The organism is Membranihabitans maritimus (genome assembly GCF_021729145.1).
Taxonomy (GTDB): Bacteria; Bacteroidota; Bacteroidia; order Chitinophagales; family Saprospiraceae; genus Membranihabitans; species Membranihabitans maritimus.
In genome coordinates this window covers 19,254-39,164 of sequence record NZ_JAJSLW010000003.1, presented here as the reverse complement: position 1 = coordinate 39,164, position 19,911 = coordinate 19,254, and the positions used below count along the sequence as shown (strand labels likewise).

At 37.3% G+C, this 19,911-nt stretch carries 13 protein-coding genes; 12 read left to right on the top strand and 1 reads right to left on the bottom strand.

What is annotated here, in order from left to right; genetic code table 11:
- The first annotated feature begins 4 nt into the window (after positions 1 to 4).
- From LVD47_RS04125 to LVD47_RS04080, 10 genes are all read left to right on the top strand, one after another.
- On the top strand, positions 5 to 1,450 hold the full coding sequence (locus LVD47_RS04125) for a DUF1501 domain-containing protein (protein ID WP_236974281.1): 1,446 nt from the start codon (positions 5 to 7) through the stop codon (positions 1,448 to 1,450).
- Positions 1,451 to 1,459: 9 nt separating this feature from the next.
- Positions 1,460 to 2,830, top strand: coding sequence for a c-type cytochrome domain-containing protein (locus tag LVD47_RS04120; protein ID WP_236974280.1), 1,371 nt, complete (start codon positions 1,460 to 1,462; stop codon positions 2,828 to 2,830).
- A 381-nt stretch (positions 2,831 to 3,211) separates the two neighbouring features.
- Positions 3,212 to 4,750 carry a Fic family protein gene (locus LVD47_RS04115; RefSeq protein ID WP_236974279.1) on the top strand — a complete coding sequence of 513 codons (1,539 nt, stop codon included), beginning with the start codon at positions 3,212 to 3,214 and terminating at the stop codon, positions 4,748 to 4,750.
- Between the two features lie 28 nt (positions 4,751 to 4,778).
- A complete protein-coding gene (locus LVD47_RS04110; RefSeq protein ID WP_236974278.1) occupies positions 4,779 to 6,347 on the top strand; it encodes a sulfatase family protein in 1,569 nt (522 codons plus the stop codon).
- A gap of 128 nt (positions 6,348 to 6,475) precedes the next feature.
- Entirely contained in the window at positions 6,476 to 6,685 is a 210-nt protein-coding gene (locus LVD47_RS04105; RefSeq protein ID WP_236974277.1) for a hypothetical protein, read from the top strand.
- A 488-nt stretch (positions 6,686 to 7,173) separates the two neighbouring features.
- A complete protein-coding gene (locus tag LVD47_RS04100; protein ID WP_236974276.1) occupies positions 7,174 to 8,073 on the top strand; it encodes a lysophospholipid acyltransferase family protein in 900 nt (299 codons plus the stop codon).
- Positions 8,049 to 11,495, top strand: a complete 3,447-nt coding sequence (locus LVD47_RS04095; protein WP_236974275.1) for a DUF8818 domain-containing protein — start codon at positions 8,049 to 8,051, stop codon at positions 11,493 to 11,495. Before LVD47_RS04100 ends, LVD47_RS04095 begins: the two co-directional genes overlap by 25 nt.
- 69 nt (positions 11,496 to 11,564) lie before the next feature.
- Positions 11,565 to 12,962, top strand: coding sequence for a sulfatase (locus LVD47_RS04090; protein ID WP_255785019.1), 1,398 nt, complete (start codon positions 11,565 to 11,567; stop codon positions 12,960 to 12,962).
- A 21-nt stretch (positions 12,963 to 12,983) separates the two neighbouring features.
- A complete protein-coding gene (locus tag LVD47_RS04085) occupies positions 12,984 to 13,934 on the top strand; it encodes a sialidase family protein (RefSeq protein WP_236974273.1) in 951 nt (316 codons plus the stop codon).
- A gap of 6 nt (positions 13,935 to 13,940) precedes the next feature.
- Positions 13,941 to 14,162: a hypothetical protein gene (locus LVD47_RS04080; RefSeq protein WP_236974272.1), complete on the top strand. Its 222-nt coding sequence runs from the start codon at positions 13,941 to 13,943 to the stop codon at positions 14,160 to 14,162.
- Between the two features lie 530 nt (positions 14,163 to 14,692).
- Here the strand turns inward: LVD47_RS04080 and LVD47_RS04075 are convergent.
- Entirely contained in the window at positions 14,693 to 15,241 is a 549-nt protein-coding gene (locus LVD47_RS04075; RefSeq protein WP_236974271.1) for an RNA polymerase sigma factor, read from the bottom strand.
- Between the two features lie 234 nt (positions 15,242 to 15,475).
- On the opposite strand from LVD47_RS04075, the gene LVD47_RS04070 reads away from it, so the two are divergent.
- A complete protein-coding gene (locus LVD47_RS04070; protein ID WP_236974270.1) occupies positions 15,476 to 16,432 on the top strand; it encodes a FecR family protein in 957 nt (318 codons plus the stop codon).
- An 18-nt stretch (positions 16,433 to 16,450) separates the two neighbouring features.
- Positions 16,451 to 19,897, top strand: coding sequence for a SusC/RagA family TonB-linked outer membrane protein (locus LVD47_RS04065; RefSeq protein ID WP_236974269.1), 3,447 nt, complete (start codon positions 16,451 to 16,453; stop codon positions 19,895 to 19,897).
- Positions 19,898 to 19,911 lie beyond the last annotated feature (14 nt).

Below are 19,911 nucleotides of genomic sequence, written 5' to 3'. Positions count from 1 at the left end.
AGAAATGGAAGAGTTAAGAAAAAAGTTGATTCAAGATAATAGAAGGGATTTCCTGAAAAAAGCGGGCCTTGGATTCGGAAGTATTGCACTGTCTACTTTGTTGAATCCATTAAAATTAAAGGGAAATCCAATGCAGGGTGGAGGAATATTAAACCAAACCCATTTTCCTGCAAAGGCCAAAAGGGTGATTTATTTATTTCAAAGTGGAGGTCCTTCGCAGATTGAAACTTTTGATTATAAACCAGCACTTCAAAAGTGGCACGGTGAAGAAATCCCGGATTCCATTAAGAAAACGCAGCGGAATTCCGGTATGGTATCAGGACAATCGACTTTTCCACTGGTCCAATCAATTTACGATTTTAAGCAATATGGAGAATCGGGGGCGTGGGTGAGTGAACTTTTTCCATATACTTCAGAGATAGTTGATGATATATGTATTATAAAATCCATGTATACAGAGGCAATAAACCACGAACCGGCTGTAATGTTTATGCAGACGGGATCCCAACAAAGTGGTCGTCCTTCTATAGGATCGTGGATGAGCTATGGGCTTGGTTCGGACAATGAAAACCTTCCTCATTTTGTCGTATTAATTTCAAAGGGAGGAGGCGCACAACCGCTAAGTGCTTCGGCATGGGGGAACGGGTTTTTGCCTTCGCATCATCAGGGTGTACAATTCCGATCGGGAAAAGACCCTGTATTGTACCTGAGTAACCCTTATGGAGTGCATGAAAATGATCGCCGAAGGGCTCTCGACTATATCAATGAAATGAATGAACATCAATATTCTATCTGGAATGATCCCGAAATTCATTCAAAAATGAATCAATATGAAATGGCATACCGGATGCAATCTTCAGTACCTGATGCGGTAGATTTGAGTGGAGAGCCCGACTATATTTATGAAATGTACGGAGAAGATGCGAAAGTCCCGGGAACATATGCTGCAAATTGTCTTTTGGCTCGAAGAATGGCAGAACGGGATGTCAAATTTATTCAGTTGTACCATATGGGGTGGGATCAACATGGAAATCTTCCATCCGGTATCCAACGACAGGCCATGGGAACTGACCAGGCTACTGCAGCTTTGATCAAAGACCTGAAGCAGCGTGGATTACTGGAAGATACACTCGTAGTATGGGGTGGTGAATTTGGTAGGACCAGTTTTTCACAAGGGAGATTAACCGCAGATAATTATGGGCGGGATCATCACCCGGGTTGTTTTACCATGTGGATGGCTGGTGCTGGTGTGAAAAAAGGTATGGTATATGGAGAAACGGATGAATTTAGCTATAATGTGGCTGCTAACGGTGTTCATGTTCATGACTTTCAGGCTACGCTATTGCACTTGTTTGGGATAGATCATGAAAGGTTAACTTACAAATATCAGGGAAGGAGGTTCCGGTTGACAGATGTGCACGGTAAGGTAGTAAATGATATTTTAGCGTAAAAAAAGAGAATGGAATCGAATTTTGATTTATTTGTTGGAAGGTTTCACCCCTTGGTTGTTCATTTGCCAATAGGGTTTTTATTCTTGGCCTTGATATTGGATGTAATTTCTTCAATTGTTTTTAAGGATTCTTCCAAAATGGGGAAAGCAGTGTCTTTTGCTTATATGTTTGGCGGTATATCCGGCTTGATGGCAGTAGCAACCGGGTGGTTGTTGGCTGGTGGAGGTGGATATTCAGATGGTTCAGTAGATTGGCACCGGTGGATGGGGGTATTTGTAACTTTATTGGCGTTTTTGGCCTGGTTATTAAAGTCCGAAAGATTAAATTTCCCGATTCGGGTGTATCATGCCAATACAATAATGCTTGTGACAGCTTTATTTTTTACCGGTCACCTGGGAGGAAATTTAACTCATGGTTCCAACTACCTCATCGAACATGCACCAAAACCATTGAAAGTTGTATTTGGCAACCTGAATGGAAGTAAAAGTATCCAAATACCTGAAAATCCTGATTCGGTAAATGTCTATAATCATTTAGTGCATCCGGTTTTAGATGCTAAATGTCTATCCTGTCACAACCCTTCAAAAGCAAAGGGTGGACTTGATATGTCTGATCCGGATAGTTTAATGACAGGAGGTGATGAATTGATTGCAGTGGTACCCGGGAAACCCTTGGAAAGTGGAATTTTTCAGCGTACAACTTTGCCTTTTGATCATTCTAAATTCATGCCGCCGAAAGGAAATCCGTTGGAGTACAATGAAATTAGAATTCTGGAGTGGTGGATAGAGGGAGGTGCCTCTTTTGAAATTAGTGTTTCTGATTTGGACCGGCCCGAAGAAATTACTGCGATTTTGCAAGAGAAGTATGGATTGGATGCACGTCCGCGACCTTTTTATGAAACTGTTAGTATTGATTCTTTGCCGGAGTCTGAATTTATACAAATAATTGAGAGCGGTTTTAAAGGAGGGACTCTGTCAGAGGATAATAACTATTTATCATTATCTGTAGGCTCATCAAATCTGAAAGAAGGGGGGATTAAGAACTTATTGAACGCTAAAGATCATATTATCGACCTTGATTTGAGCCGTTCGGACCTGGAAGATGAGGATTTGGCCATTATAGGGCAATTGGAAAATCTCTACAGTCTCAATCTCAATAATACTTCCATTACCGACGTGGGACTTGAAAGCATTGTCGGTTTACAAAAATTGGAAATATTGAATTTGTATGGCACATCTGTGACTGATGTTGGTCTGTCTAAATTGAAAGAATTAACTTCTCTGAAAAAGGTGTACCTATGGCAAACAGGTGCTTCCAAAAAGTTTGTTGATGATTGGACTTCGGGGAGTGAAGGCCTTCAGGTTGTGATGGGGGAGTAGAAATGTTACGTTTTATAAGTTGTTATGGAAATTGTGTCCTTCAATTGTCACAAAGTGATCTCATTTGGGGAGGGTGTCGAATTATTCCATGAAAATACCTTTAATCTTTATTGAGTATAAAGATTGTAGATATAGTGGCTGCCGCTTTGTTTGTCAATGTATTACGTGGAATGCGTTTATTATTTTAATAATTGGATCATTGATGTGCAATTTTTGTGATTTGCGTACAATTGCCGGATTTTATACCAGCGTGATTGCAACCGGATTTGGTGTGAAAACTATTTGTAATTATAATTCACTTTTATTTCATATAATAATTACAATTCACCTTTTATCATGGTTTTTCACTATCTTTGTTTAAATTAGTTTTCACTAAAGGCTATGGAAAATAATGGTTTTTCACTTAATGTAACGGTTTTTCACGGTAGAAGAGCCCCCGAAGATGGTGTGTTGGTCGGATATGGAGCACTTATTGATGCATTTGACCTCGATGTTCCTATGCCGGATCAACTTGCTTGGATAAGTACAAGAAAAAGACAATATCAAACACAGCAGTGGCAGGTGTTGACATCGCGTCATGCTCCCGGGGACACACTGTACAAGCAACTGATTTTTGCATTTAAATACGAAGGCGTTAATTTATTATTCTTTAAAAAACTTTTTGAAGTTTTAAATGAAAAGGATGTAATAAAGCTCATAACCGAAGAACCGACCGGACAATACAGTCGAAAAATTTGGTTTTTGTATGAGTGGTTAATGCAAAAGGAATTGTCAGTTCCTAATTTGGGAATGGGTAATTTTGTCTTTTTACTGGATGAAAAACTACAATATGCCTTATCGAAAGGAATACGCTCCTCCCGTCACCGCATTATCAATAACCTCCCGGGAACGGTTGATTTTTGTCCCCTCATCCGACGAACGCCGGAATTAGAGAAATACATAGACGATGACTTGTCGGTAAAGAACGAAGAGTATGTGAACGGGGTTCGCAAAAGTATTCTTCAACGCGCTGCGGCATTTTTGCTTTTGCAAGATTCGAAGGCATCATTTACTATAGAAGGAGAAAGTCCCAAGAGTAAGCGTGCTGCCCGCTGGGGAAAAGCTATAGGTCAGGCGGGTATGAGAGACTTGGATCACCGGGAATTTGAACGGCTGCAACAAATCGTGATTGAGAATACCCGGTTTATAGATATGGGGTACCGGCAAAAAGGCGGGTTTATCGGTGAACGTGACAGGGATACTTTTTCTCCCATTCCCGATCACATCTCAGCAAAGCACGAAGATATAACCCGATTGATGCGGGGGTTGATAGAGGCATACGGCTTGTTATTATCTGACAAGAAAATGGACTCAGTTCTTGCAGCTGCCTCTATTGCCTTCGGTTTTGTATTTATTCATCCTTTTGTGGATGGCAATGGGCGTATTCATCGTTACCTGATACATCACGTTTTGGCCGGAAAAAAGTTCACTCCACAGGGGTTGATTTTTCCGGTGTCCGCATCAATCCTGAACCAGATTATCGATTATAAAAAAGTACTGGAACGGTATTCTGTGCCTTTACTGGATTTTATTGAATGGAAAGAAGCACCGGATCACAATGTCGTAGTGACCAATAAAACCATAGATTATTATCGCTATTTCGATGCTACCCCTCAAGCGGAATTTTTGTACCGTTGTGTAAAAGATACCGTAGAAAATATCATTCCGGAAGAAGTGAATTATTTAATGCGTTATGAAGAGTTTAAATCGTATATCGATAATGCCTTTGAAATGTCCGATGACCAGGTAGCACTTTTGGTGCGTTTCCTTGAACAAAACGACGGCAAACTGTCCAAGCGGGCACGAAAGAGCGAATTTTCGGTTTTGAAAGTAAATGAGATAAATGAAATAGAGAAGAATTTTTTGCATATTATGTCGTAAATGTAATTTTTGAATAAAAAACTGTTCGATGTTAGAATTCAAATATCTTTTATTTCAGTCCTTTATTGCCGTATTGATTGTATCAGGTTGTGCAGCTGGAGATAACGGCACAAGTACAGATGCAAAAACCTATCCCAATATTATATACGTTCTGGCTGATGACTTGGGAATTGGCGATGTAGGTGCTTTCAATCCTGAATGTATGATTAAAACTCCTTACCTTGATCAGATGGCAAACGAAGGGATGATGTTTACGGATGCACATACTTCATCATCTGTTTGCACACCTACTCGCTACGGTATTTTGACAGGAAGGTATAATTGGAGATCGGGAATAAAAAGTGGTGTTTTGTACGGTGAAGATGATGCACTTATAAAGCAGGACAGGACAACCATTCCCAAGCTATTAAAAAATGCTGATTACTATTCTGCATTTATTGGAAAATGGCATCTTGGCTGGAATTGGGGCAGGGATGAAGATGGGGAGATTGATTTTTCAAAGCCTGTCGAACACAACCCCAACGATATTGGATTTGACTATACTTTTGGTCATGTAGCATCTTTGGATATGGAACCTTATGTTTATCTTGAAAATGATAAGGTGACTGCGATCCCCACCGACAGTATTGAAGGTGAATCGTCGTATCGTTTTTATCGCAAAGGTCGAATTGCTCCGGATTTTGATATGGAACAGGTTACGCCAACCTTTTTTGAAAAATCTATTGATTTTGTCAAGGAGCAATCAAAAACTGAAAATCCGTTTTTTCTGTATTTGGCTTTACCTTCACCGCATACACCTATATTGCCTTTGGAAGAATGGAAGGGCAAAAGCGGACTTAATCCCTATGGTGATTTTGTAATGATGATTGATTATTATATGGGGCAGTTACTTTCTTCCCTGGAAGAATTAGGGATTGAAGATAATACGATGGTTGTTTTTACATCAGATAATGGATGTTCTCCTATGGCAAAATTCGAGGTGTTGGAGGAGAAAGGCCACGATCCAAGCTATATTTACCGGGGACATAAAGCCGATATTTTTGAAGGGGGGCACAGGGTTCCTTTTATTGTTAAGTGGCCTAAAAAAGTAAAAGAAAATTCTTATTCTGATAAAACTATTTGTACAACAGATTTTTTTGCTACCTGTGCAGATATAATTGGTCAAAAACTGAATGAAAATGAAGGTGTCGATAGTTATAGTATGTTGCCTTTGTTGAAAGAGGATGGTGAATTTGAAAGAATCAGCACAATTCATTCTTCTATCAATGGAAGTTTTGCCATTCGGGAAGGAGTTTGGAAATTGAATCTTTGTCCCGGATCGGGAGGTTGGTCTGATCCCCGACCAGAAGAAGCCAGGGAAAAAGATTTACCCATCGTTCAACTTTATAACCTGGAATCAGATCCCAGTGAGACAAATAATGTGTATGCTGATCATCCTGCTATGGTATTGGGCTTATATAATAAATTAATGAAAATTATTCGAGATGGTCGGAGTACGGAAGGGGCAGTGCAGCAAAACGATAACAATAAATACGGAGAAGAATGGGGACAGATAGTGCGATTGGAAGATTTGAGATCTTTTGTGCAAGTGCTTTAGGGCAAAATCAGTATAAAATATTGTGATAATACGAACTTATTATGTGTGAATAAAGGTAAACAATTAGTACAGGATTTTTTTGAAAACGAATACCCCATAATTAATTAGGTTGCTAAATTGGGGTTCCCATGACACAAATAAAATTATATATCGATAGTAAGGAAAAGTGGGAGGCCATAAAAGCCATACTGGAAGATATGAATATGGTTTATGATGCTCAGGAGTTCAGTAAGGGAATCAGTGACCAGGAATTTTCATTACTTCGGCAGGCAGAATCCGATATCCTTGAAAAGCGATTGTACGACTTTAAATCTCATCGTAAAATCTTAGCTGGTTAATTCGGTTTTGTGGTTAGCAGAACAATAGAGTATACCGAGATATACGGGCAAACCCTTTTCGCAATATGGACTATTATTAAAAAGTCGTGGGGTGAATAATATGCCAATCAATTTCTTGACGATTTGGACAATGTAGTCGAAAAGATAAAGACGAACCCACTTTTGTTTCAAGAACTCCCTATTCGGGATAGATAAAGAAGATGTGTGCTTTCTATGCAAACTACATTGGTTTATGAAGTTACTGATTCAAAAATAATATTACTCTACGTATTCGACAATCGCCAAAAACCATTTTTGGATTTTTAAGTATTCCCCAAACCTGGGCTATTGCTATAGCATTCAAGGGGAGAATATTTTGTCCCGACAATAACTGTCGGGATCGGGATTAACCCTGGTAACATGTATGCTTACAGGGGCGTCATGTCGTTATTTATGATTTTTCAATTCCATTATCTCCCCACTTTTTATGATCTTCGCGTAATTCAAATATGGGAAAAGATAGAAGTAAGGATATTATCTCATCAATTGCTTATTGGCCGGTTAAAGTAGTTATTAGATTATTGGGCGTCCTTCCAATGACTGTGTTGTACTTTATTTCAAGAATTGTACAGATTCTTGTTTTTGAACTTGCAGGGTATCGAAGAAAAGTAATAGATAGAAATTTGGAAATTGTTTTTCCCGATAAAAATTTGTCTCAAAGGAATTCGATCAAAAAGGAATTTAAGAATCATTTTTTTGAAATGGTGGCTGAATCATTAAAGACACAATCTATATCAGCAGAAGAATTGAAAGATAAATTTGAAATTCGGTTGAATGATGAAATGATGGAATCAATACAAAATGGTTCTGATATAATAATTGCTGGAGCACACATTAATAACTGGGAATGGGCTGTTTCTGCTGCAGGGGATCAATTGCCTATGCGTTCAGTGGGTATATATAAACCTTTGTCCAATATTATCATGGATCGGTTATTTAAAAAAATGAGAGAAAAATTTGGAACGATTATGGTCCCGATGGGTGATGTCATCAGAGATATGTATAAAAAGGATCGTCCACCAACAGCTTATCTTTTCCTCAGTGATCAATCTACCCCATATAGGCAAAAATCCCATATGATATCTTTCTTTGATGTAGAAACGCCATTTGTTCCGGGTATGGGAGCATTGGCCCATCGTCTGAATCTCCCTGTATTTTATTTTTATATTCAAAAAATTCACCGTGGCCATTATATAGCTACATTTGAAACGTTAATAAAAGAACCTACTAGTATTTCTCCATCAAATATCACCAAATTATATGTAGAAAAACTGGAGAAAAATATATTAAATGAGGCACCGAATTGGTTATGGACTCATAAGAGATGGAAACGCGTTTTAAAGTATTAAAATTTGTAGTATTTATAGGTGTTTTTCCTTTGTTTTTTCTGTGTGAATTGCAAAGCCAGAATCCCTATTCAGGACTGATTCAAATGGATACTTTAACTTCTGCAGATTCTGTTTTTATATTAAGATCAAATTTTTCATCCCAGTTTAATATTTCATTGTACTCTCTACCTGATGGAAAAATAATCGATAGGAGCAAATATATTTATAGAGATAGTACGACTGTTGTACTTCAGGATTCGATATATTTTGGTGCCAAAATAGAAGTGAGAAAATATATTTTACCAGATACGCTAAATAATACATTGACCTGGTTGGATACCACCCAGATCAAAAGTGATTATTTAATCCGGAGTATTCCTACGGATTTGCGTTCATCCTCAGCTTTCCCTGAGTGGTCTGATATTACCTATACCGGGCAGTTTGGACGTGGAATCAGTATCGGGAATACCCAAAATGCAACTTTAAATAGTAATTTTGATCTGCAACTAAAAGGAACATTACCTAATGATGTAGAAGTTCTGGGAAGCTTGTCAGATAACAGCATCCCCCTTCAGCCCGACGGCAACTCCCTCCAAATTCAGGAATTTGATCGTGTGTTTATTCAATTACGGAAGAAAGGAATGAGAATGGTGGCTGGAGATCATGAAATCCGAAACCCCAACCATTATTTCATGAAGTATTATAAGAAAACCAAAGGAGTTTTTGCGAGTTATAATGGCAAATTGGATAATGGTTGGGAGCAGTATTCCGAGGCTAATTTTTCAACATCTAAAGGGAAGTTCCAGCGGATTACTCTGGAAGTAGAGGAAGGTATCCAGGGACCGTACAGACTTACTTCAAGAAATAATTCTTTATTTGCAGTTGTGCTGGCAGGAACGGAGAGAGTGTATGTAGATGGAAAGCTTTTGACACGGGGACAATTAAATGACTATACTATTGATTATAATCTCGGAGAAGTGACATTTAGTCCGAAGATATATATTAGTGCCAGAAGTCGCGTGATTGTTGAATACGAATACGCTGAGCAAAACTATCTCAGGAGTGTCTTGACAGGGCATACTGAATGGAAAAAGAATGGATGGGAATTAGGGGTTGATTTTTACAGCGAACAGGATGGGAAAAACTCCTTTCAAAACGATATCCTGACGCCCGAGAATGAAGCAATACTTGCTGAGGCAGGAGATCATGTAGAGATGTTAAAAGGCTCTTCAATTGTTCCCTGGGAAGAACCTTTTGAAGAAGGAGTAGTATTATATCATATTATCGATTCATTGGGGTATAATGATGTTTTAGTGACGGCCAAATCAGGTAATGCGCCGCTGTATACTGCCAGCTTTTCATTTGTAGGCACAGGAGTCGGAAACTATGTCAAATCGAACGAATTAACAAATGGAGAACGTTTTGTTTGGGTTGAACCTAATCCAGATGGAACACCCAATGGTGATTATGCCCCTACAACAAATCTACAAGCACCCCAATTAACACAAATGTATGCTTTAAGGACCAAGAAAAATTGGGGTACAGGTAATTACATCTTTTCTGAATGGTCACTTACCAGGGAAGATTTAAATCGATTTTCAGACATTGGCAGTGGTGATGATTTTGGTTTGGCGCAGGCTAGTGGCTTTTCGATTGGAAAACAGGTGGATTCTGCCGGAAATAAGGAAGTAAGGATCGAAGGAATATATGAATGGAAGAGTTTGTACTTTAACCCTGTATCTCCATATCGACCGGTGGAATTCCAACGGAACTGGAATTTTTCAATAGAAGAAGGGACAGCCAATGAAACATTAATACATTTATCAGCTAAATATTCAGCACCTATATTAAATAGTAATTACGAGTTAGATTATTTCTCTACAGGTGGGGGACAATATAATGGTTGGAAACATCTTGGGGAGTTGACCTGGACACCGGGGAGTTTTACTTTCTTTTTTTCAGAGAGCTTGCTTTTAAGTGAAAGTACATTGAATAAATCGGTATTCTCAAGACCTTATTTCCGAATGGGATGGAAACCTGGGATGGGAAACTGGGGGGTTGAGGGGGGATATGAGGGTGAATACAATGCAGTTAATAACCAGATAGCAGACACGTTGACTGCCTCTTCGATACGATTCGATCGGTTTTATCTCAAATCTAAATGGGATAATAATAATGAAATAACGTATTCTCATAGAATTGATTATTTAAATGGAAACGATGGTTTTCGTGAATCTTTTAATACTGATGATATATCTCTTTCCACTACTTTACAAAATGGTGAACGCAATTATTTTAAATTATTGGGGACTTTACGTCATTTAAAAATTATTGATTCGGGAGAGAGAAGTCTTGAAGAGAAAAGAGGGTGGAATATCCTTGGACAATTGCAGTTTTCGCAAAATCCTGAAAACACAGGACTGCAATCTACTGGGGAATTGAGCCTGGGAAATGGAAAGGAACCGCGTAGAAGTTTTCAATACCTAAAGGTCGAGACCGGTAATGGGCAATATAAATTTGTGGATTTGAATAATGATTCGATTCAGCAACTAAATGAATTTTTTCCGGCTCTTTACCCGGATGAGCGTAATTATATTAGAGTGAATGTTGTGCAGAATGAACTGATATCGACATTTAATTACAATTTTCGTTGGTCTCTTAATTTTCGTACGGAAGATATTTCGGATCATCAATTTTGGTCAAAATGGGCAACAGAAAATAGTTTTAGAATTGAAAATAAGCAACAAAAAGGTAATCGAATTCGAGTTTTTGATATACCGGATTCCTCATTGATTACCTCACAAGTCAATGTGTTGAGTAATGTATATTTTAATCGAACCGGTAGAAAATTTCAACAACATTTTGGATACTGGATCCGCAATCAAAAAAGTTTTTTGAATTCGGGATTTGAGAAATATTCCAGTAAGGACATATTTTCAAAAACCACTATTGGGTTTTCTACAGCTGTGAATACTTTAATAGAAGTAAACAGGCGATTAGTTGCCCAGCGAGCAGAAAACTTTACAGAACGCAATTTTGAAATTGGTTTTTGGGACCTGGGGAACACCTTTCGATGGTTGGTAGGTAGTAAGATGCAACTGGAATTAGAAAACGGAATTATAATCGCTAATGCGGAATCCGGCGAAGAAAAATCAAATACCTGGAAAAATAAACTTTCCTGGCAATTTCGTCCTGATCTGAAATGGTCTTTTCAATCATCCTTTGATTATTCAAGAGTAAAATATGATTATGAGGAGGTTAATCTGTCATTGGAGCAGGTCATGTTAGATGGATTGCGGGATGGTCAAAACCTGATATGGGAAGCGAACATTCAGCGGCGTTTACCTAATAATCTGGTCATTACGCTTCGGTATAACGGAAGAAAGATTGGCGATGGGACGGTTGTGCACAGTGGAACGGTGCAAGCGAATTTGTTGTTTTGAAAAATATTTAAAATTATTATGTATTGGATTTATATTCTGTAGTGTAGAAATTTTAATTTTGTGTTCATAATGAAAATTAATTCCCTTTGTAGTTTAGTGTTATATCTATTGATCAAAATTCCTTTATCCTCACAGTCTCCGCCTAATTTTTTAATAATAATGGTAGATGATTTAGGAAAAACAGATTTGGGCACGTATGGAAATACGTTTATCGAGACCCCTCATATTGATCAATTGGCGAACCAGGGTATGAAATGGTTAAATGCTTACTCTGCAGCTCCTGTATGTTCACCCTCCAGGGCTGCTTTTCTGACAGGAAAGAATCCGGCGAGGGTACATTTTACGGGACATATTACTGCTATTGGTAGACATCGGCATCCTGAGAACAGTTTAATTGTTCCTCCCAGGGATCTTATGTTTATACCATTGGAAGAAGTTATTATACCTGAATTGGTAACAAAGTTGGGGTATCGTACTATTAGTATTGGAAAGTGGCATGTTGGACCCAAGGGTTTTTGGCCCAGGGATATGGGCTTTGATGAAAATATAGCGGGTTGGACTCATGGAAGTCCCCCTTCACATTTTTTCCCTTATGAAGATGCCAATAAAAAGTGGAATCCCAATATACCCACTTTATCAGGTGGGGAAGTGGGTGAATATTTATCTGACAGGCTAACAGATGAAGCGATTGATTTTATTGATCGAAACAAAGACAACCCTTTTTTGATTTACCTGCCGTTTTATGCAGTTCACACCCCTCTACAAGCTCCGAAAGAGCTTATAAATAAATATAGGGATAAACCATTAACCAGTGACAAAAATCCTGCTATTGATCCGGTGTATGCTGCTATGGTAGATCAATTGGATCAAAACATAGGGCGATTAATCGATAAATTGGATAATGTGGGTATAACCGAGAATACTATTGTGATTTTTGCTTCTGATAATGGTGCCGTTAAAGCTACTTCAGATATGAGCCCCTATAGGGAAGGCAAAGGGCATTTGTATGAGGGTGGACTGCGAGTTCCCTTTATCATGAAATGGCCAAATCAAATTCCTCCCAATAGTATAAATGAAATTAGAACCCGGACTGAAGATATATTTCCTACTATTGCAGATATTGTTGGGGCTGAATTAGCGGACAATATAAATATAGATGGGGAGTCCCTGGTAAGTCAGTTTAATGGACCATCAATGCGAAAAGGGATGGGGGATCGAGAAATGTTTTGGTATTATCCTCATTATGCTCCCCAGGGCAATTCGCCTGGTGGGGCAATAATCTCAGGTGATTACAAGTATATTGAATTTTTTGATCCAAGGAAATATGAATTATACAATATTAAAACAGATCCTGGTGAGCAATTGGATTTGTCCACCAAAATGCCAGAAAAAATAATAGAATTGAGTGGTAAATTCAATAAATGGATCCACGAAATAAATCCTATCCTCCACACTGTTAATAATTAGTAAGAAATACAAAAATAAGATATGCATAGTAAGTGGTTACTTTATTTTTTTAGTCTGATCGTTTGCAATTTTGTAAATGGGCAAAAATTGGATATATCAATGGTTCCCGGAACGGTAGTGGCTCACAGTCCCCAATTTTCCGGGAAGTACATCGGTTCACCCAGTATAGCTATTTTACCAAATGGAAATTATGTGGCCTCTCATGATTTTTTTGGACCGGAATCTAATGAGCATGAAAGTGCAACTTCAAGAATTTATGTATCAGGGAACAAAGGTCGATCCTGGATCCAAATAGCAGAAATAAAGGATGCATTTTGGTCCAAACTTTTTGTTCATCACGGAGATTTATTTTTTTTAGGCACCAATAAACATCATGGAAATACTTTATTGCGTAAATCAACAGATGGAGGAAGAACCTGGACGCATCCGACAGATAAAAAGAACGGATTGCTATTGACTGGAGAATTTCATTGTGCTCCGGGCCCCATATTGATACATAATGGACGATTGTGGAGAGCTATGGAAAGTGCCATGGGGACCCCAAAACAATGGGGGAAGAGATATGGGAACTTTATGATGTCTATTCCTGTCGAGGCTGATTTATTAGATGCCGACAATTGGATATTTAGTAATATTTTATACCGGGATTCAACATATTTAAATGGGAATTTCAATGCTTGGATAGAAGGAAATGCGGTGGTTGACCGTAAGGGACAAATGTGGAATATTTTACGAGTAGATGATAAAACAACAATGGAAGAAAAAGCGGCTTTCGTCAAAATATCCTCAGATGGCAGAACGGCAAGTTTTGATCCTGGTACTGGCTTTAGATCATTTCCGGGTGGGGCAAAGAAATTTACTGTTCGATACGATAATAAATCAGAGAAATATTGGATGATTGGTAATTACATTCCTGATGATATAAAGAAAGACAATCTGAAAATGAACCCTGCTAAGGTAAGAAATACATAAGCTTTGATGTCTTCAAAAGATCTTGTTGAATGGGAAGTAAATCTTATTTTGCTACATCATGAAGAAATGAAATATCATGGATTTCAATATATTGATTGGCAGTTTGAAGGGAATGATATTGTTTATGTGTCTAGAACTGCCTATGACGATGGATTGGGAGGGGCTCATAATAACCACGATGCCAATTTTCTTACTTTCCACAGAATTAAAAAATTTAGGAAAAAGTGACGAGGAGGACGATGTAGCTTCTTTGGTCAGTAGGGGGAATTACTTCCTCTTTTTATGCTATATTATATTACACATTACTAATGGAGCTCGACGCACAATTACGGTTCAATGGTAGTGGAAGGAGAATAAGCAAGACTGCCCCCTTTGTTCGGTTGCAGTTTTCTGAAGCTTTATCCCGGTAAATCAAAGAGAGGGAACGCAGTAGATTAACCTTTTCGATCAAGGTTTGAGAATTGGGATTACAGAATTATTACTTGGAAACAGGGACTTCTTGCAAAAGGTACTCTAAAATATTCTATACCACTATGTATTTGCTCCTGATGTCAGGAACTCCCTATTCTCAAGAGCCTTACACTCTGAAAATTTATCGAATCCATGATAATTATAAATTGTAGTATATAGATCCTTAAAAGGAAGGAGATTTGACAATTAAATCAATTGTCTCAGACAGATCCGTAGGTTTATCAGTGACGTATTAATTCTTAATCCGTTTATACAGAATGGTATGAAGATTTTCAAAATTGTGTTTGTTAAGATCCCAAATATTCTAAAACCTCAAAAGTATGGTGTCCTAAATCTCCCAATATCCAAATCATATACATTGGTCTTAAGCCACTTCTCAGGACTTTTAAGGCCTGCACGAGATGATTTTTAGCAGTATTAGGGGAAATATTGAGTTTGTCTGCAATTTCATCGAGGGATAACCCTCCTTTTCTACTTAAAATATAGATTTCTTTTTGTCGGGGAGGTAAGGTGTCCACAAGGGCAGCAATTTCTTCCTCCAATTCCTTTTTATAAATTTCTTTGATGACGGAATTAGAGTGTCTCTCCATTTCATTCCAAACTGCTTCCTGGTATTTTTTTTCGGTAGCTAATCGACGGTAATGGTCGTTTAAGTGATTCTTGGCAAGGGTGTATAGCCAGGCATCCATATTTTTTACAGAATCAATTTGATCCTTTTTATTCCAAAACTTGATAAAAACATCCTGTGCAAAATCTTCTGCGAGAGATTTGATTTTGACGTGTTTTACAAAAAATGTATAGAGAAAGTCTCTATACTCTTTATACATATGATCCATCTTCACACTGTTGTATTAGTAAATATATTCTGTGGAAGAAGGTTTTATAATTAGATAATATGTGCCCCCTAAAGGTATTTTAAATACTTAATATTTCAAAATAAAAAAATAATTCAAAATTAACTAGTCCTAATTCTTAAGGTATCCGTCAATAATTATGAAGGATGAAAGGAAAAGTAAATTAGATAATAGTGCAAAATGAATACACTTTTACCTTAAAACGAAAAATAGAACGTGGATAATAGAAATCAAATAAAAAACCGATTCAACAATTTATTGAATAAATATAGATCTGATGATCTAAGTAAATCGGAATACCAGGAATTTCTCAAGTCATTACAAGAAAATGAAGTAGAAAGTCAGATAGAACATTTGACATTGGAGGATTGGCAACCCTCCAATCAAATTTTATCTAAGATTATGGATGAGAAGCGAGCAAAGAAGAAGCGGAGAAGTTTATATAAAATAGTAAGTGCTGCAGCGGCAATAGCCATTATGCTGGTAATGTTTAACATTTTTCAATCAAATCTGAAGTATCAAAACCCTAAGTACATAGAGTATCAAACCGCATTTGGAGAGACGAAAAGTATTGGATTGCCAGATGGTAGTGAGGTGCTTTTAAATGCCAACTCCCGACTATTGTGGGATGAGAATTGGAAGTACAATAAGGTGAGAGAAGTAAAAATTTCAGGAGAAGCTTTTTTTGATGTTAAGCATTTTCAAGATAACATGAAATTTGTGGTCGATGCGAACCAAGTAAAGGTAAATGTGACGGGAACTACTTTCAACGTTCGTGACAGAGGCGGAGAAGTAGATGTGTTTTTGAATTCCGGAAAGGTAGATCTAGAGATTAGTGACCAGGAAGGCATGAATGTTACAATGGAACCTGGAAATCATATAGTATATAAGACTGATACCCGGAAGATTCATAAAGAGGAGTCTAAATCTTTGTCGAATACTGCTTCCTGGGTGGAGGGAATGTTGGAATTTGAAAATAAATATGTTCCGCAAATTCTGGATAGGTTTGAGGAGTTGTATGGCGTTGATTTTTCTATTGAAAACTCTGAACTATTGGAAAAGAGGATGGATTTATCATTGCCCTATTCCAATTGGGATTTGATCAAGAAGGCATTGGAAATATCATTGAATGCAGAATTTACCGAAGTAGAGAATACGATTGTTGTGAAATAAAAATAAAAACTGGAAATAATGAAAAATAAATTACAACGAATTCTATTGGGGTTAATAACTCTCGTGGTTTTTATCCCTTTGGGAGCAACAGATATGGCTCTAAATATTCAAGATCAAGGTTTATTGCAAGTCATTCGGGATATTAGTAATCGATATAACGTTCATTTTACGTACGATCGAGAGATAGTAGAAAATGTCAAAGTAGGTGAATACGATCCAGAAGAATATGCAAATGTTGATGAAGCCCTTAAAAATGTATTAAAAGAGACGAAACTGAAGTATGTAACCCTTGAAATGAAATATGTAATTATATATCAGGACGATGAACAAGGTATGGAATCCCTTCAAAATATGATTGGAGTTTTAGAAAAAATAATAGTGCAAAAGAAGGAATCTAGAGTGCTCCCAGTAGCAGCAAGGATAAATAGTAGTCAGGAGCTAAGCGAGGTTTATCTCAAAAAGCATCGAATGGTGATTAATGTTTCTGGAACCGTTAAAGATCAAAAAGGAGAACCCTTAATCGGGGTTAATGTAATAGTAAAAGGTAAAAATCAGGGAGCATCTACAGACTTTGAAGGAAATTTTTCATTAGAGGATATAAATGAAAATGCTACTTTAGTTTTTTCCTACATAGGTTATCAAACTCAAGAAGTAGCAATTAATGGGAGATCCAACATAGATGTTACGTTAATTGAGGATTCCCAGACCTTGGATGAAGTTGTGGTAGTTGGGTATGGTACACAGAAAAAAAGAGATCTTACTGGATCGGTGGCTCAAATCAGTGAGGAGTCTTTTAATCAATCTAGTAACTCGTCTGTAGAACAACTAATTGAAGGGAAAGCGGCTGGTGTTCAAGTTGTGCAAAATAGTGGAGAACCAGGAGGCGGGATGTCAATTGATATTAGAGGGGTTGGTTCAATTAATGCAGGAAGCGCACCGTTATATGTTGTAGATGGTTTGCCAATCGAAAATTCTGTACTAATAGGAGGAACAGGTAATCAAGTTGCTAGCACGCGATCTCCAAGAAATCCTATTGGGTTTTTAAATCCATCAGATATTCAGTCAATTGAAATTTTAAAAGATGCATCGGCTGCTGCCATTTATGGAGCCAGGGGTGCTAATGGAGTAATTTTAATAACAACAAAAAATGGAGGAAATTCTGATTTGAATATAAATTATAGCGGACATTTAGGTACGAGTCAACCCCATAATACTTTAGATTTGTTGAATGCAGATCAATATAGGTCAGGAATAAATAGCTTGATTGACGCTGGAGTTGGGAGTGAAGCTGAAAAAGTAACTGGTAATACAGGAAATAATACAAATTGGCAGGACGAGGTATTTAGGAGTAGTGCGATGTTACAAAAGCATAATTTAAGCTTTGGATGGGGAAATACTAATACTAGTTATTTGGTATCTGTAAATAATACACAAGAAGAAGGCTTAGTAGAAAGGACTTCGTTTAATCGTTATGGTGCTCGATTTAATTTAAATCATAATACTGAAAAAATTAAATTTGGGATCAGTGCTACAACAAGTTATATTAATGATGTTTTTGTTCCGCAAGGATTTGATGTCAATCTTAGAGGCGGAGCGATTAATGCTGCAAAACTATATGATCCAACTCTTCCTATTTATGATGCAGAAGGAAATTATGTATTAACTGAGTTTATGGATATTGACAATCCACGAGCCATCATACAAGGAAATCATATGAACGGTAATAGATATAGGTATTTAGGAACCGTTTTTTTTGAATATATGATCCTATCGAATTTGGGTGTAAAAGTAAGAGCCGGAGGAGACGTAAATAATGAAGATAAAACTATTTACAAAGATCGAACGACAATAATAGGAAAATCATTGGGAGGTGTAGCTACAAACTATTCTGGCACTCAATCAAATTACTTAGTAGAAGGAACATTGAATTACAATCAAGTTTTTGACGACCATAGTTTTAATGCAGTAGCTGGAGTAACGACACAAAAATTTGCTGAAAATACATCTTCGCAACAAGCAAATAATTTTATTACTGATGCGACTGGTGCTACTAATTTTGGCCTTGCCGATCGAAATACTTTAGTAAATAATAGTTTTAAGGCTAATAATAAGTTATTGTCATATTTAGGTCGAGTGAATTACAAGTATTTGGATAAATATTTGGTGACTGCCTCTTATCGAGCAGATGGGTCAAGTAAGTTTGGATCAGGTAATCGTTTTGGATACTTCCCCTCTTTTTCATTGGGTTGGTTGATTGATCGAGAAAATTTTATTGATTGGAAAGCATTAAGTCAATTAAAATTGCGAGCAAGTTGGGGTAAAACTGGAAATCAAGAAATTGGGAATAATAGGTCATTAACGACCTTTAATAAAGGAGCGACATATGTATTAAATAATCAATTTATAACAACATTGCGACCTTCGAGGCTAGCGAATCCAGATTTGAAATGGGAAACTACCGAGCAAATTGATATTGGACTGGATTTTAGCTTTTTAGAAGGTAAGTTGTCTGGTACGATTGAATGGTACCAAAAAAATACTACCGATATGTTGTTGAGTTTGCCGATTCCTACTTCTAGTGGTTATTCTAGCAGGTTAGTAAATATTGGGAGTATGGAGAACAGTGGTTTTGAATTTAGTTTGAATTCGTATAACATCAGCAAGAATGATTTTAGTTGGAATACCAATTTAAATTTATCTACTTTAAATAATAAGGTAGAAGATTTGGGAGGGATTACACAGATCTTGTCTGGAAGTTTCAGTGCTGCTGCTGGTAATATTAGTATAATACAACCTGGTTTGCCGCTTAAATCATTTTACGGTTATGAGGTAGAAGGAATTTGGCAAACCGAAGATGACTTTTCATCTGTTACCAATGCAGTTAAACCCGGAGACTTTAAATTTAAAGATGTTAATAGTGATGGTACAATCGATGGTGATGACCGGGTAGTATTAGGCAACTCATTTCCTGACTTTATGTGGGGATTGGGAAATACTTTCCGATTTAAAGATTTGAGTCTTAATGTTTTTATAAAAGGAGTAGAAGGGGTAAGTATGATTAACGGAAATTTATTAGAGCAATATTGGCCTAGATCAGGAGTGCGAGTGAACAGATTGGCAGAACCTTTCCTAAATCGATGGACTCCTGAAAACCCCACTAACGATCAACCATCTTATTTAAATACTGAACAACATGCTCAAGGAGTCAACTCCCGCACCGTAGTAGATGCGTCCTATGTGAAAATCCAATCAGTTAAGCTAAGTTATAATTTGCCTATGGATAAAATCAATATAGGAATTAACGGCGTTGAAATTTATTTGTCAGGAATAAATCTTTACACTTTTTCGAATTACAATGGATTTGATCCGGCGTTGAATCCAAATGGAAGTGCCAATTTTAGGATAGATTGGAATGGTTATCCTTCGGCTCGAACTTTTTTGTTTGGACTAAATGTAAATTTTTAATCTATGCAATTTCC

Excerpts from the sequence above, each read along its gene's own strand:
- LVD47_RS04125 (WP_236974281.1), top strand. The coding sequence starts at position 5 with ATGGAAGAGTTAAGAAAAAAGTTGATTCAAGATAATAGAAGGGATTTC.
- LVD47_RS04120 (WP_236974280.1), top strand. The coding sequence starts at position 1,460 with ATGGAATCGAATTTTGATTTATTTGTTGGAAGGTTTCACCCCTTGGTT.
- LVD47_RS04115 (WP_236974279.1), top strand. The coding sequence starts at position 3,212 with ATGGAAAATAATGGTTTTTCACTTAATGTAACGGTTTTTCACGGTAGA.
- LVD47_RS04110 (WP_236974278.1), top strand. The coding sequence starts at position 4,779 with ATGTTAGAATTCAAATATCTTTTATTTCAGTCCTTTATTGCCGTATTG.
- LVD47_RS04105 (WP_236974277.1), top strand. The coding sequence starts at position 6,476 with ATGACACAAATAAAATTATATATCGATAGTAAGGAAAAGTGGGAGGCC.
- LVD47_RS04100 (WP_236974276.1), top strand. The coding sequence starts at position 7,174 with ATGGGAAAAGATAGAAGTAAGGATATTATCTCATCAATTGCTTATTGG.
- LVD47_RS04095 (WP_236974275.1), top strand. The coding sequence starts at position 8,049 with ATGGAAACGCGTTTTAAAGTATTAAAATTTGTAGTATTTATAGGTGTT.
- LVD47_RS04090 (WP_255785019.1), top strand. The coding sequence starts at position 11,565 with ATGAAAATTAATTCCCTTTGTAGTTTAGTGTTATATCTATTGATCAAA.
- LVD47_RS04085 (WP_236974273.1), top strand. The coding sequence starts at position 12,984 with ATGCATAGTAAGTGGTTACTTTATTTTTTTAGTCTGATCGTTTGCAAT.
- LVD47_RS04080 (WP_236974272.1), top strand. The coding sequence starts at position 13,941 with ATGTCTTCAAAAGATCTTGTTGAATGGGAAGTAAATCTTATTTTGCTA.
- LVD47_RS04075 (WP_236974271.1), bottom strand. The coding sequence starts at position 15,241 with ATGGATCATATGTATAAAGAGTATAGAGACTTTCTCTATACATTTTTT.
- LVD47_RS04065 (WP_236974269.1), top strand. The coding sequence starts at position 16,451 with ATGAAAAATAAATTACAACGAATTCTATTGGGGTTAATAACTCTCGTG.